Raw genomic sequence first — 12,647 nt, 5'->3', positions numbered from 1 at the left:
ATGGCGGATACCAAGCCCCTGAACCTTACCGAGGAATGGGACAAGACGTTCCCCCAAAGCGAGCTGGTGAACCATCGCAAGGTCACCTTCCATAACCGGTACGGCATCACGTTGGCGGCCGACCTGTACGAGCCGAAGAACGCCGCCGGGCGCCTGGCCGCGATCGCGGTGTGCGGCCCCTTTGGCGCGGTCAAGGAGCAGGCCTCGGGCCTGTATGCGCAGACGATGGCGGAATGCGGATTCCTGACCCTCGCCTTCGACCCGTCCTTCACCGGCGAGAGCGGCGGCGAACCGCGTTACATGGCCTCACCGGACATCAACACCGAGGACTTCCAGGCGGCCGTCGACTTCCTGTCCGTGCAGGAGAACGTGGATCCTGAACGCATCGGCGTCATCGGCATCTGCGGTTGGGGCGGCATGGCCCTGAACGCGGCCGCGCTGGACACCCGCATCAAGGCCACCGTGGCGTCCACCATGTACGACATGACCCGCGTCAACGCCAACGGCTACTTCGATGCGGAGGATTCCGCCGACGCCCGCTACGAGAAGAAGCGGGCGCTGAACGCGCAGCGGACCGCGGACTGCCGCAACGGCGAGTACGCGCTGGCCGGCGGCGTGGTCGACCCGCTGCCGGACGACGCCCCGTTCTTCGTCAAGGACTACCACGACTACTACAAGACCCCGCGTGGCTACCATCCCCGCTCCCTGAACTCCAATGGCGGATGGAACGTGATCGGATGCATGTCGTTCCTGAACCAGCCGATTCTGCGGTACGTCAACGAGATCCGCAGCGCGGTGCTGGTGATGCACGGCGAGAAGGCCCACTCCTGCTACTTCAGCCGCGACGCCTACGCCGCCATGGTCAAGGACAACCCGTACACGGACAACAAGGAGCTGCTGATCATCCCCGACGCCGTGCACACCGACCTGTATGACGGCGGTGGCAAGGACGCGATCCCGTTCGACAAGCTGGAGACGTTCTTCAACGAACACCTGCGCTGAACCGGCGGAGGATACGCAAATGCCGTGTTGTCGCACGGATGCGACAACACGGCATCCTAGACATCACTTCGGGTGCGTGTTGTCGCGCGGAGACGACAACACGCACCCGAAGACGGTTCTCACGAGCTGTGGCTTGGAGCCGCAGGCTGAGGCTGAGCTGAGATCGTGCGCCTTGAGAACCGTGCCTCTGCGGCATATGCCGGGGCGATGAGCGCGTTCAGCCCAGCAGCAGGGCGGGCAGCTCGGCCATCGTGTCGATCACCGCGTCGGCGCCGGCCTCCAGGAACGCCTCACGCGCCATCAGCCGCTCACGGTCCTGTTCGGCGGGGGAGAGCGCCTCGAACTCGGCCAGGGACAGGCCCATCTGCGAGCTGCCTTCGGTCACGCCGACGGTGAACACCCCGGCGTTCTTGCCCTCCTTGATATCGGAGATCGTGTCGCCGACCTTGGCCACGCGGCGCACATCCATCAGCCGCAGCACCTGCATGTTGTGGAAGATCATGTACGGGTACGGGCGGCCGAAGCCTTGCGTGCCGTCGGCGCTGACCCAATGGTCGGGGGCGTAGCCGAGCTCGGCGGCCTTCGGCACGACGATCTCCATCATCGCGTCGGTGTAGCCGGTGGTCGAGCCGATCTTCAATCCGGCCTCGCGCAGCGCGGCCACGGCGTCGATCACCCCCGGCTTCGGGTCGGCGAACCGGTCGAGGATGCTCAGCAGCTTGGGCTCGAAGTGGCTGTAGACGGCGTCCACGTCCGCATCGGTGGGGGCGGCGCCATGCGCGTCCTCCCATGCGCGGGCGATGCGGTCCATGCCCATCATCGTCCTGATGTGGTCATGCTTGAGCATGCCCATCGGCCGGCGGGTCTCATCCATCGTCGGCTCCACGCCGAACTCGCGGAACGCTTCCACGAACGCCTGCACGGGGGCGAAGCAGCCATAGTCCACGGTGGTGCCGGCCCAGTCGAAGATCACGGCGTCGAAACGGTTGGTCATCAGATACATCCTTTGCTATGCGGTTATCGGGTTGTCACAGGGCGGCCGACGCCTCGTCCATCGCCTCGATGGCGGTGGCGATGTCGGTGGTGCCGGCGCAGGGTTCGAGCAGTCCGCGCTCGGCCATGTACATGGCGAACAGCTCGGTCACGCGGCGGATGTCGTCGGGGTAGATCTCGCCGATGTTGCCCAGGCGGAACGTCTCCTCGTCGGTCAGCTTGCCCGGGTAGATGGCGTAGCCGCGCTCCTTGATGAACGCGTACATGTCGGCGAAGTCGAAGCTCACGCCCTCCGGGTAGGTGAAGGTGGTGATGATCGGACCCTGATGCTCCTTGAGGAACGTGCCGAAGCCGAGCGCCTTCATGCGGGCGATCAGCATGCGGTTGTTGGTGGCGTAGCGGGCCGAACGCGCGGGGATGCCGCCTTCGGCCTTCATCTCGTCCAGCGCCCTGTTGAACGCGAGCACCACATGGGTGGGGGAGGTGTAACGCCACTTGCCGCCGTCCTTCTCCAACGTGTTCCACTGGTCCCACAGATCCAGCGACAGGCTGCGCGCCTTGCCGCGCGACGCCTCCAGCTTGGCCGTGTTGCAGATGATGAAGCTGAAGCCGGGCACGCCCTGGATGCACTTGTTGGCGGAGCTGACCAGGAAGTCGATGCCCCAGTCGGCCACCGGAATGTCCACGCCGCCGAACGAGCTCATCGCGTCCACGATGAACGTGCAGCCGTGCGCCTTGGCCACGCGGGCCACCGACTCGATGTCGTTGAGCAGACCGGAGGTGGTCTCCGAGTGGATCATCGAGACGTGGGTGATTGACGGGTCGTTGTCGAGGATCTCGGCCACATGCGCGGTATCCGGGATCCGGTCGTACGGTTCGGCGTACTGCACGTAGTCGATGCCGGCGTGCTCGCAGATCTTGACCTGACGGTCGCCGTACGCGCCGTTGGTGCACAGCAGCACCTTCTCGTCGGCGCCGATGACGCTGGTCAGCACGCTCTCCACGCCGAAGGTGCCGGAGCCCTGCATCAGCACGGTGGTGTACTCGGACGGGTTGCAGTGGGCGAGTTCAAGCAGGTCGGCGCGGATCTTCTGGGTGATGGCCTTGTAGTCGTCGTCCCAGGTGCAGTGGTCGAAGAGCATCTCCTCCTTGACCGTGCGGGTGGTGGTCAGCGGACCGGGGGTCAGCAGCTTGTAGTCGCGGTTCATGGTGATGGGTGTGCCTTTCTTGATGGTTGCGGTGTACAGATGTGGGGGGCGGAATGCACGAATCGGGGGATTCTTGCGGAAACGGCCATATGGTTGCGATGCCAACGTAAGAATCGGCCGATTCGTGCAAAAGGGGAGGGACGCGTCCGGGCGGGACTACTTGCCCTGCGCCTCGCGCTTGCAGGCCTCGGAGAAGTCCTGGTGCGCCTGCAGCAGGTCCACGGTCAGCGGCTCGGGGAAGACCTGCGGGTTCGCGGAACCGTTGTCCGGCGCCTGTTCGCCCACGTACAGCGGGTTCGGATAGGTCCGGAGCAGTTCGGGGCGGCCCGCGTCGATGATGGCGGCGGCCATCCGCTGCGCCAGCGGGTTCGTCCGGTCGCCCTTGTCGAGCACGGCCACCGACTCGGTCAGCGAGTAGTTGCCCTCCTCGGGATCCACGTAGTCGATCGGCAGGCCCTCGTTCTTGTCGGCGATCGCCTGGTGGCGCAGGCCGAAGCCGATCGCCACCTCGCCGGAGCGCACCGAGTTGAGCGGTCCGGAGCCGGACATCTGCAGGTGCGGGCCGGCGTTGCGGTAGATGCCGGTCAGGATCTCGCGTCCTTCCTCGCCGGTGCCATAGGCGTCGGCGATGGCCTGGACCATCAGCCAGCCGGTGGAGGAGCCCTCCATGTCGGTCACCGAGATCTGCCCGGCGTAGATCGGATCGGCCAGATCGGCCAGCGACTGCGGCACGGGCAGCCCCTCGTCGCGCAGTACGGTGGTGTTGTAGAAGATCGCACCCTCCTGCACGGTGGTCGGCCGGCGGTACGCCGGGGCCGTGGAGTTGCTGCTGTCCTGGAGCAGCTGCGACTTGACGTCGGTCAGGTCGGCGAACATATGGTTGCGTTCCTGCGCCGAATCCACGTAGTACGAGCTCATCGTGATCAGGTCGGCCTCCAGCGCCTTGCCCTCGGCGAGCAGCTTGCCGCCGAGCTCGGAGGTGCCGAAGCTCTGGATGACGTACTTGTTCTCGAACCTGTTGGCGTTCAGCGCGTTCTGGAACGCGGTGACGGCCTCGTCGTCGGCGTTGGTGTAGATGACGACCTGGCCGTCGGCCGCGGCGGTGCCGGAGAACGCGCCGAATCCGAAGGCGACAAGCAGCACCGCCAGGATGCCGGAGAGGGTGCCGGTGAAGATGGTGCGCCCGCGACGGTTGTCGGTGGTCGGCAGCGGGAAGTCGGGGGAGCCGGAGCGGGAGGCCTGTTCGGCGGCCACGAGCCGGGAATCGCGGCGGACCGTCATCGCGGCGGTGGCGACCTGCACCACGCGCTGGCGGATGGTGACCGTGCCGCGCTCGCGGGTGGCCGCCGCCACCACGCCCTTGACGATCAGGTTGGTGGCCAGGATCAGGATCGACAGCGCGAAGATCTGATCGAACTCGGCCAGATGCTGCAGCGCGGAGATCTCGGTGGTGATGACCTGGGTGCGGGCTCCGGTCAGGAACACGACCGCGGAGATCGTGACCATCGCGTTGACGAAGTAGTAGCCGAACACCTGCAGGATCGTCGGCCACGCGTTCGGGGTGACCACGCGCACGATCGTCTTGAACCAGTTGTCGCCCATAAGCTTGGCCGTGGTCTCCCACGAGCCGTTCATCTTGGTCAGGGAGTCCTTGATCATCTGGTACGGCGTGGCGAAGTAGTGCACGATGTTCGCGATGATGAGGATCCAGAACGTGTTCTGCAGCGAGCTGCCGGAGAACGCGAACAGGAACGCGATGCCGAGCACCATGCCGGGCACGGTGTTGATGACCGAGCTCATGGAGTCCACCGCGCGTTTGGCCCAGTTGGGCAGCTTGGAACGGGAGGTTACCAGGCCAGCGGCGTAGGCGAACAGGCAGCCGATGATGGCGGTCATCACGGCCACGTACAGCGAGTTCGTGTACACCGAGCTCAGCTCGGATTCGGTGAACAGGGCGGTGATGTGCGAGAGGGTGAACGAGGTGTCGAACGGCCATTCGTTCACGAACGGGATGACGAGAATCACCGCGAACAGCGAGAGCACGCACGCCAGCGTGAGCACCGAGCCGATGCCGCACAGCCAGTCGCGCACCGGGCCCTTGGGCAGCTCGACCTGCGAGACCTTGGAATAGCGGATCGAGTAGCGTTCGAGGACCGTCATCAGGATGATCGACAGGATCGAGGGGATCAGCATGAACACGGCGATCACGGCGCCGCGGTTGAAGTTCGGGATCGAGCCGAGCATCTGGTTGTACAGCGTCATGGCCAGCACGTCATAGGTGCCGCCGACCGAGGTCGGGATGCCGTAGTCGGTGAACGCCAGGAAGAACGCCTGGATGAACGCCACGGCCAGCGTGCCGACCAGGGGGCGCAGGATGGTGTTCAGGAACGTGGTCCACGGCTTGTCGCCCATGATGTGGGAGACGATGATGAACTTCTTGTCCACGAACTGGAAGCTGTTGTTGATCAGCAGGAAGCAGGTCGGCAGCGTGTAGATCACGTAGCCGATCATCAGTCCGGTGAAGCCGTAGATGTCGAACAGCTGGGTGCCGAACAGACGGGTGATCAGACCCTGATTGCCGAAGCTGTAGATGATCGCGAAGCCGTAGGTGATGGTCGGCAGCAGCATCGGCACCTGGGTGAGCAGGCAGACGGCCTTCTTCAGACCGGACGGCACGTTCGTGCAGTTGACCGTGTAGGCCAGCAGGAACGCGAGCAGCACCGAGACCAGTGCGGACGCGCTCGCCACCTTGAGCGAGTTGAGCACCGAGGTCAGGAACTCGGGCTGGGCGATGATTGCGCCGTAGTTGCTCAGCGTGGCCGCGCCGTCGCCGGTCTGGAACGACTTGATGACGACCAGCGCCATCGGCACGATCAGGAACGCGCAGAACGCGACCGCCACAACCGCCAGCAGTACCCACAGCTCGGTCTGCTTCGGCTTGGAGGGGCGGCGCTCATGGTTGACGATCTCGGGGGCGATGTTGGGCAGCTGCTTGCCCGCCTGGATGGATTCGACCGACATGGTGGATCACTCCTCTCAGGCGCGGACGAGCGCCGGTTCGCGGCGGGCGGGGTCGGCGGCGTGGTCCTCGGAGAACAGCGAGTAGATGTTGTTGCGCTTGACCTCGAGCTGGTGCAGGATGAAGTCGCGCACGAAGTCGCTGACCGGATGCTCGATGATGTTCTCCGGGGTGTCGTTCCTTGATCTCCTGCTCGCTGGAGACGCCGGGATTGTTGCGCAGGCCGTAGGTGATGTTCTCATAGGCGTTCAGGTTCGGGAACAGCGCGTAGTCCTGGAAGACGATGTTGAAGCCGCGCTTCTCCATCGGCACCCGGGTCAGGTCCTCGCCGTCGAAGAGGATCTGACCGCCGGTGGCGTCGGTGATGCCGAGGATGATGTTCAGCAGCGTGGTCTTGCCGCCGCCGGAGGGTCCGAGGATCGACATGATCCGGCCTTGTCCAGGGTCAGGCTGATGCCGTTCAGCACGGGGGTGTCGCCGAACGACTTGGTGATGTTCTTCAGTTCGAGCATGGTTCGCTACTACCTTCCGCGGACGGGGCGAAGGGCGTCTGTCCGTCCGTCATATGGGTGCCGGCCCGTTCGCCGGCTGGGTTCGATGTTCGGCTATGGGGCCGGACGGCATCCGTCCGTAATTCCATCGTCGCCCCGGTGCCGCGGCCGATCGGCCATCGCGGAAGAAAGGTGGGGGAAAGGAACGTGAACTCCGGGTGAAACTACACGAATCGCGCGTAGTTCTGTAGGTTCAGGCCCCGAATCCGCGGTCCTGGATGTAGCGCCCCGAACGGTCGAGCTCGGTGGAGAAACGGCCGTAGTCGCTCAGGATTACGGCCATGTAGAGGATGTCGACCATGGCGATGTGCGCGGTGCGGGAGAAGATGGCGCTGCCGTAGATCTTCCGGTCCTCCCGGCCGGCCAGCAGCCGTACATCGGCCCAGTTGCCGATGGGCGCGTCCGGGGTGTTGGTGATGACGATGGTGTGCGCGTCGCGGGACTTGGCCAGACGCAGCGCCTTGATGGTGTCGGCTGATCGGCCCGAATGGGAGAAGGCCACCACCACGTCGTCCGGTTCGAGATGCCCGGCGCCGATCTGCTGCATGTAGGCGTCGGCGTTGAGCCGGCAGGTCAGCCCGAGATAGCTGAGCTTGGTGAACAGGTCGGTGGCGGGCACCATCGAGTTCTCCACGCCGATGATGTCGATGAGCCTGGCCCGGGTGATCAGCGAGACGGCCTTGTGCAGCTCCTTGCGGTCCAGCGAGGCGAGCAGGTCATCCAGCAGGGTTTTGGCGGCGTTCACGGTTTTCTCGGGCACGTCGTCGAGCTTGTCCCACGGATTGAGGTCGAATCCCTCCAGCGGGTCGAACGTGGCCTGCCGTTCCGCCTGCGGGTGACGCAACACGTACCGCAGTTCACGGTAGCCGCCGAACCCGAGCTTGCGGGAGAACCTGATCACCGTCGGCTCGCTGACGCGGGCGACCTCGGCCAACTGGCCCACGGTCAGCTCCGACGCCTCGGCGAGATGATCGCGTACATACTGCGCGACGGCACGTTCCGCCGGACGCAACGAGGGGTACACATGGTCGATGCGTTCCCTGATTCCCGTGGAAGTCTGCACGTCGTTCTCCTAGGTCAAGCCGCTGCGGTTCGGCGGACGGGGCCAGCGTATCGCCCCCGGGTGAGCCTGCGGGGGCGGTGAACTGAAGCCCGGATGAACATCGGGTGAATTCGCGGTGTTCGGCGGTGTCCGCCGTCCGGGCCTACGTACCCCGCAGGGGCATGGGCCCCGATACGACGTATCGTGTCGGATGCGGTGTGCCGCGGGGGCCGGGGGTGTCCGGAGGGATAATAGGAATATGGTGACGGTGACGGTGGGCGAGCCGACGCATGCGGTAAGCGATCGGCTGTATGGGGTGTTCTTCGAGGACATCAATCTGGGGGCCGACGGCGGCCTGAACGCCAATATGGTGAACAACTACAGTTTCGACGGCGTGTACCTCGACCATCACAGCCTGCGCGTGCAGGGGTCGCAGCGGTGGCGCGCCCAATCCGATCCGCTGCGGTTCTGGCAGTTCGAGGGGCTGTCGGCCGTCAGTTGCGGCACGCAACGGCCCGACGAGCACGGACGCCCCGTATCCACTGATTGTCCGGCGCCCCCGGTGCATCCGCACAGCCGGTATGCGCGCCTGTCCGTGCACGGCGGGCATGGCATCGAACCGGCGCCCGCCCGGGTGGAGAACCTGGGGTACAACGGCGGCGGCGCGAACGCCCATGCCTGCGCGATGTCGATCGTAAAGGGGCATGGGTATGAGTTCTCGATGGTCCTGCGCCCCGTCGCCGGCGACTGCGATATCCGCGTGTCGGTGGTGGATCGGTACGGGCTGCCGCTCACGGATGCCGCGACGTTCCGGTGTGATGCGTCGGCATCGGCCGCCACGGTGTCGGCGCGTGATCCGCAGGCCTCGGTCCGTCGGGAAGCGGACGACTGGCATTTGCTGGCCGCTTCCCTGCAGGGGCGGGGAACCGAGTACGGCAAGCTGCGCATCGACCTGATCCGCCGCGACGGCGAGCCCGTGGTCTGCGATTTGGACTGCGTGACGCTGATGGATGCCGAGTACTGGGGCAGGGGCGATCCCAAGTGGCGGTTCGGCAGGCTGCGGCGCGACCTAGTGGAGGCGATCGCCGCGTTGAGGCCCTCTTTCATCCGGTTCCCCGGCGGCTGCATCGTGGAGGGGGTGACCCCGGGCAACGAATACCGGTGGAAGGACACGGTGGGCGCGTTGCCGGCCCGCCGCCAGCAGTACAGCATGTGGGGGTTCCGCACGCCGGACGGGTCCAGCTACGCGCAGAGCTACCAGATCGGATTCTACGAGTACTTCTGCCTGTGCGAGGATCTCAACGCCAAGCCGTTGCCGACGCTGTTCGCCGGCATCACCTGCCAGTCGCCGTACCGCGATCCGCGGCATATCGATATCGATTCGCAATATTTCCGCGATGTGGTCGTGCAGGATTACCTGGATCTCATCGATTTCGCCAACGGCGACCCCGAGACGAGCAGGTGGGCCCGCATCCGGGCGGATATGGGGCATCCCGAGCCGTTCGGATTGGATATGATCGGCATCGGCAACGAGAACTACGGCGCCGACTATGTGGCCAAATACGACGCCATCGCACGCGCCATCCACGCCAAGGACCCCTCCATGCTGTGCGTGATGAGCGCGGGGCTGTTCCCGTTCGCGTTGCCGATGCGCCGCAGCTGGGAGCACGCGCGCAGCGTCGCCCGCGTGGCCGCCGCCATCGGCGGTGCCGCCGGTGCCGGGGACACCGCATCCGGGCGAACGGATGGGGACACGGGCGTCGAGAACAAGCCGGAGACCATCGTCGCGGCCGTCGGATCGGCCACCGGCGACGCCATCATCGTGGACGAACACTCCTACCATTCACCCGACTGGTTCATCGCGCAGGCCCATCGCTTCGACGACTACCCGCGCTGCGGGGCGGGCGTCTATTTCGGTGAGTACTCGGCCAACGGCTACTTCGCCGGACAGCCGCAACGCTACGCCACAGCCTGCCAATGGCGGTCGGCGCTCGCCGAGGCCGCGTTCCTCACCGGCTGCGAGCGCAACAGCGACGTGGTGCACATGACCTCATACGCCCCGCTGCTGGCGCATATCCCCGGCAAGGGATGGGAACAGAACCTCATCGAATTCAACCCCGCGCACGTCAACCCGACCGTGAACTATGAGGTGCAGCGGCTGTTCTCCGCCAACGTGGGGTCGTTGGCCTACGCGTGCTCGGTCAGCCCGGAAGCACCCAAACGGCTGTTCGTGTCGGCCACGGGCGATCAGGGGTCGCGCCGCTATATCAAGCTGGTGAATGTCGGCGGTGAGTCGGTGCAGGTCACGCTCGATGTGTCATCGGGGCTGCGGGCGCTGGGCGGTTCGCGGCGGAGGATGCCGACGATGCGCGTCGAGACCCTGCACGGCCGGCCGCAGGACAAGCGGTCACTGGAGTACATGGGACCCGCCCGGGGCGATATCCGGCATGAGGTGAACGAATACCGGTTGTCATCGGCCCAGGTGCATGTGGCCATAGCCGTCAAGCCATACAGCGTCACGCTGGTCACGGTGGAGTGACCGGCCCGACGTCGGGCGGGCGAGGCCGGCCTCGGGCGGGCGATGCCGGCCTCGGGAGCGGGGCGGCGCGGCCGTGCCTCGTCAGGCGAGGCGATACCGCGTGGCACGGGAGCGCCCCTGCCGGACGACCTTGCCCTGTCGTTCCAGATTGCGCAGGACGCGGGTGCTGCGGTTCTTGTCCAGCTGTAGCGTGGTCTCGATCTCGGTGCGGGAGAGCGGCAGTCCCGCCGTGGCCAGCAGTCGCAACGTCATCGCCTCCAATGAGGCCGCCGGGCTTGCGGACGCAGGGGGCGGCGCCGCCAACCAGACGATGTTCGGCCCGGCGGTGTTCGTGGGGCCCGCCATCTCGCCGGACATGGCGGGGAAGGCGTAGCGTTTGGCGGTGGGAGCCGGTGCCGGCGGTGCGCTCTGGGCGTCGTCGTCGGTGGACAGATGCAGGCGCGAGAGTATCGGCAGGACGACGGCGACCGATCCCGGGCCGACGCGCAGCTGAGGGTAGTCCGACGCGTCCGCATAGGCGTCCATGATGCGTTGGATGCCCACGCCGCAGTTCTGGCTCCAGCCCAGCAGCGCGAATGCGTTTGCAAGTTCCGGGTTGCGCGGCTGACAGATTCCGTTGAGCAAATCGTCGCTGCTCAATCCGGGAACCAGACCGCCCAGGGAGATGATCTCGATGCGTGTGCGGAACAGGTTGACGATCGTTGGTCCGGAATACCGGTAGTCCCGGTGAATCATCGCATTGGTCAGCGCCTCGCGCACGGCGTTCGGCGGCCAGGCGGCATCGGTGCCGTCGGCATCCAGGAACGCTTCGGCCTCGCTGATCTGGCGGAGCAGAGAGCCGCCGAAACTCGATCTGCCGATGATCGTGTCCTTGGAGTCGTCGGCGAACCTGACGCAGGTCGTGGAGAACGGGCATTGGTCGGACAGCAGCAATGCGGCGTCCGCGGGGTCTGCCTCGGAGGTGTGCCGGCTGAGGCGTTCCGTCAGGACGTCATCCAGGGTGAGACCTGATTGCTCGCATGCGGATTGGATCTCGTTGAATGACAGTGCCGGCTCGGTGCCGGATTGCGTATCGGAAGCGTTGTCGGCATGATTCGGATCGCGCTGTACCTGATCGGCGTCTTCGGCCCCCTGTGGCCAGGATTCCTGTGTGGTCCCCATGACTGCAGTCTACCGTTGCGATGCGACACATCGCAACGGCATTCGGTGCCTCCGGCCGGATTCGAACCGGCGACCGCCAACTTAGAAGGATGTCGCTCTATCCACTGAGCTACGGAGGCGGAGACCAACACACCACTATAGCACGCGGGCCCTTCCATCGGACCGTCCGACCGTGCCCCGCGCGCATGCCGCGTCACCCCCCCCTAGGGGTGGCGCGGCCGTGACGATACCGGTATACTTCGGGGAACATCGTCGTGTTGGCGACACGGCCCCGTCGGGCCGTCCACGCATATACGCCGCACCGACGGCGGTCTAGACAAGGGGAACAGATGGCGTTGCCACCAGGTGCGGATCGGTCCGCGGAACGTGTACGTACCTCTCCGGATTCCGGCGCGGACCGGTTGGGGCGGCCCGGTGCGCGCCGACGGCCCATGATCGACGTGCGCGCCCTGCGCAAGGAATACCCGGTGGGCGACGAGTCGGTGGTCGCGCTCGAACGCATCGACCTGGCCGTGCCCCGCGGCCAGATCTGCTGCATCTTCGGCGAGTCCGGATCGGGCAAGTCGACGCTGCTGAACCAGCTGGCCGGGCTGGAGAAGCCGACGCGCGGCTCGGTGCGCATCGGCGGGGTCCCCGTCTCGTCGTTGAACGAACGTGAGCTGGCGGTGTTCCGGCAGCGGCATCTGGGCTTCGTGTTCCAGTCGTACAACCTGCTGCCCACGCTGAACGCCGTTGAGAATGTGGCGATGCCGTTGATGTTCCGCGGCGTGTCCAGGCAGAGACGGGAGCGGGCCGCGCGTGCCATGCTGGAACGCGTGGGCCTCAAGGGGCGCATGGGCCATTACCCCGCGCAGATGTCGGGCGGGCAGCAGCAGCGCGTGGGCATCGCGCGCGCCTTCATCGCCGGTCCGCAGGTCGTGTTCGCCGACGAGCCGACCGGCAACCTCGACTCGAGGACCAAGGTCGAGGTGATGGAGATGATCTGCGACTTCGCGCACGCGCGACGCCAGACCATCGTGCTGGTCACGCACGACGACCACATGGCGCGTTATGCGGACCGCATCGTGACGCTGTTCGACGGCCGCATCGTCGACGACACCCTGAACACCCACTGAACAGGACCCGAGGAAGG

General features: G+C 65.8%; 10 protein-coding genes and 1 tRNA gene. 3 read left to right on the top strand and 8 right to left on the bottom strand.

The genetic code is table 11. The features are described 5' to 3' along the window. A complete protein-coding gene (locus BIGA_RS05015) occupies positions 1-1,002 on the top strand; it encodes an alpha/beta hydrolase (RefSeq protein ID WP_033506403.1) in 1,002 nt (333 codons plus the stop codon). 217 nt (positions 1,003-1,219) lie between these two features. On the opposite strand, the gene phnX is transcribed toward BIGA_RS05015, so the two are convergent. The 6 genes from phnX to BIGA_RS04990 form a co-directional block, all read right to left on the bottom strand. Further along, positions 1,220-1,996, bottom strand: coding sequence for a phosphonoacetaldehyde hydrolase (gene phnX / locus BIGA_RS05010; RefSeq protein WP_033506405.1), 777 nt, complete (start codon positions 1,994-1,996; stop codon positions 1,220-1,222). Positions 1,997-2,030: 34 nt separating this feature from the next. Further along, a complete protein-coding gene (gene phnW / locus BIGA_RS05005) occupies positions 2,031-3,203 on the bottom strand; it encodes a 2-aminoethylphosphonate--pyruvate transaminase (protein ID WP_081929480.1) in 1,173 nt (390 codons plus the stop codon). A 156-nt stretch (positions 3,204-3,359) separates the two neighbouring features. Then, positions 3,360-6,224: an extracellular solute-binding protein gene (locus BIGA_RS05000; RefSeq protein ID WP_202805507.1), complete on the bottom strand. Its 2,865-nt coding sequence runs from the start codon at positions 6,222-6,224 to the stop codon at positions 3,360-3,362. Then, positions 6,157-6,648 carry an ATP-binding cassette domain-containing protein gene (locus BIGA_RS10140; RefSeq protein WP_202805506.1) on the bottom strand — a complete coding sequence of 164 codons (492 nt, stop codon included), beginning with the start codon at positions 6,646-6,648 and terminating at the stop codon, positions 6,157-6,159. Before BIGA_RS10140 ends, BIGA_RS05000 begins: the two co-directional genes overlap by 68 nt. Continuing rightward, complete coding sequence (locus tag BIGA_RS10020; protein ID WP_264463265.1) at positions 6,603-6,734, bottom strand: hypothetical protein; 132 nt, start codon at positions 6,732-6,734, stop codon at positions 6,603-6,605. Before BIGA_RS10020 ends, BIGA_RS10140 begins: the two co-directional genes overlap by 46 nt. A 232-nt stretch (positions 6,735-6,966) precedes the next feature. After that, positions 6,967-7,836: a MurR/RpiR family transcriptional regulator gene (locus BIGA_RS04990; RefSeq protein WP_033506408.1), complete on the bottom strand. Its 870-nt coding sequence runs from the start codon at positions 7,834-7,836 to the stop codon at positions 6,967-6,969. Between the two features lie 238 nt (positions 7,837-8,074). Between BIGA_RS04990 and BIGA_RS04985 the strand changes: the two genes are divergently transcribed. Continuing rightward, positions 8,075-10,354, top strand: coding sequence for an alpha-L-arabinofuranosidase C-terminal domain-containing protein (locus BIGA_RS04985; protein WP_152595973.1), 2,280 nt, complete (start codon positions 8,075-8,077; stop codon positions 10,352-10,354). A gap of 81 nt (positions 10,355-10,435) precedes the next feature. Here the strand turns inward: BIGA_RS04985 and BIGA_RS04980 are convergent, their stop codons facing one another. Together BIGA_RS04980 and BIGA_RS04975 are read right to left on the bottom strand one after the other, a co-directional pair. Then, positions 10,436-11,515, bottom strand: a complete 1,080-nt coding sequence (locus BIGA_RS04980; RefSeq protein WP_051917101.1) for an ATP-binding protein — start codon at positions 11,513-11,515, stop codon at positions 10,436-10,438. A gap of 46 nt (positions 11,516-11,561) precedes the next feature. Next, positions 11,562-11,634, bottom strand: a tRNA-Arg gene (locus BIGA_RS04975). A 312-nt stretch (positions 11,635-11,946) separates the two neighbouring features. Here BIGA_RS04975 and BIGA_RS04970 point away from each other — a divergent pair. Then, complete coding sequence (locus tag BIGA_RS04970) at positions 11,947-12,630, top strand: ABC transporter ATP-binding protein (RefSeq protein WP_152595071.1); 684 nt, start codon at positions 11,947-11,949, stop codon at positions 12,628-12,630. The last annotated feature ends 17 nt before the right edge of the window (positions 12,631-12,647 follow it).

The organism is Bifidobacterium pullorum subsp. gallinarum, assembly GCF_000741215.1.
GTDB lineage: Bacteria > Actinomycetota > Actinomycetes > Actinomycetales > Bifidobacteriaceae > Bifidobacterium > Bifidobacterium pullorum_B.
This window is presented reverse-complemented; position numbering and strand designations above follow the sequence as displayed.

Excerpts from the sequence above, each read along its gene's own strand:
- BIGA_RS05015 (WP_033506403.1), top strand. The coding sequence starts at position 1 with ATGGCGGATACCAAGCCCCTGAACCTTACCGAGGAATGGGACAAGACG.
- phnX (WP_033506405.1), bottom strand. The coding sequence starts at position 1,996 with ATGACCAACCGTTTCGACGCCGTGATCTTCGACTGGGCCGGCACCACC.
- phnW (WP_081929480.1), bottom strand. The coding sequence starts at position 3,203 with ATGAACCGCGACTACAAGCTGCTGACCCCCGGTCCGCTGACCACCACC.
- BIGA_RS05000 (WP_202805507.1), bottom strand. The coding sequence starts at position 6,224 with ATGTCGGTCGAATCCATCCAGGCGGGCAAGCAGCTGCCCAACATCGCC.
- BIGA_RS10140 (WP_202805506.1), bottom strand. The coding sequence starts at position 6,648 with ATGTCGATCCTCGGACCCTCCGGCGGCGGCAAGACCACGCTGCTGAAC.
- BIGA_RS10020 (WP_264463265.1), bottom strand. The coding sequence starts at position 6,734 with ATGCTCGAACTGAAGAACATCACCAAGTCGTTCGGCGACACCCCCGTG.
- BIGA_RS04985 (WP_152595973.1), top strand. The coding sequence starts at position 8,075 with ATGGTGACGGTGACGGTGGGCGAGCCGACGCATGCGGTAAGCGATCGG.
- BIGA_RS04980 (WP_051917101.1), bottom strand. The coding sequence starts at position 11,515 with ATGGGGACCACACAGGAATCCTGGCCACAGGGGGCCGAAGACGCCGAT.
- BIGA_RS04970 (WP_152595071.1), top strand. The coding sequence starts at position 11,947 with ATGATCGACGTGCGCGCCCTGCGCAAGGAATACCCGGTGGGCGACGAG.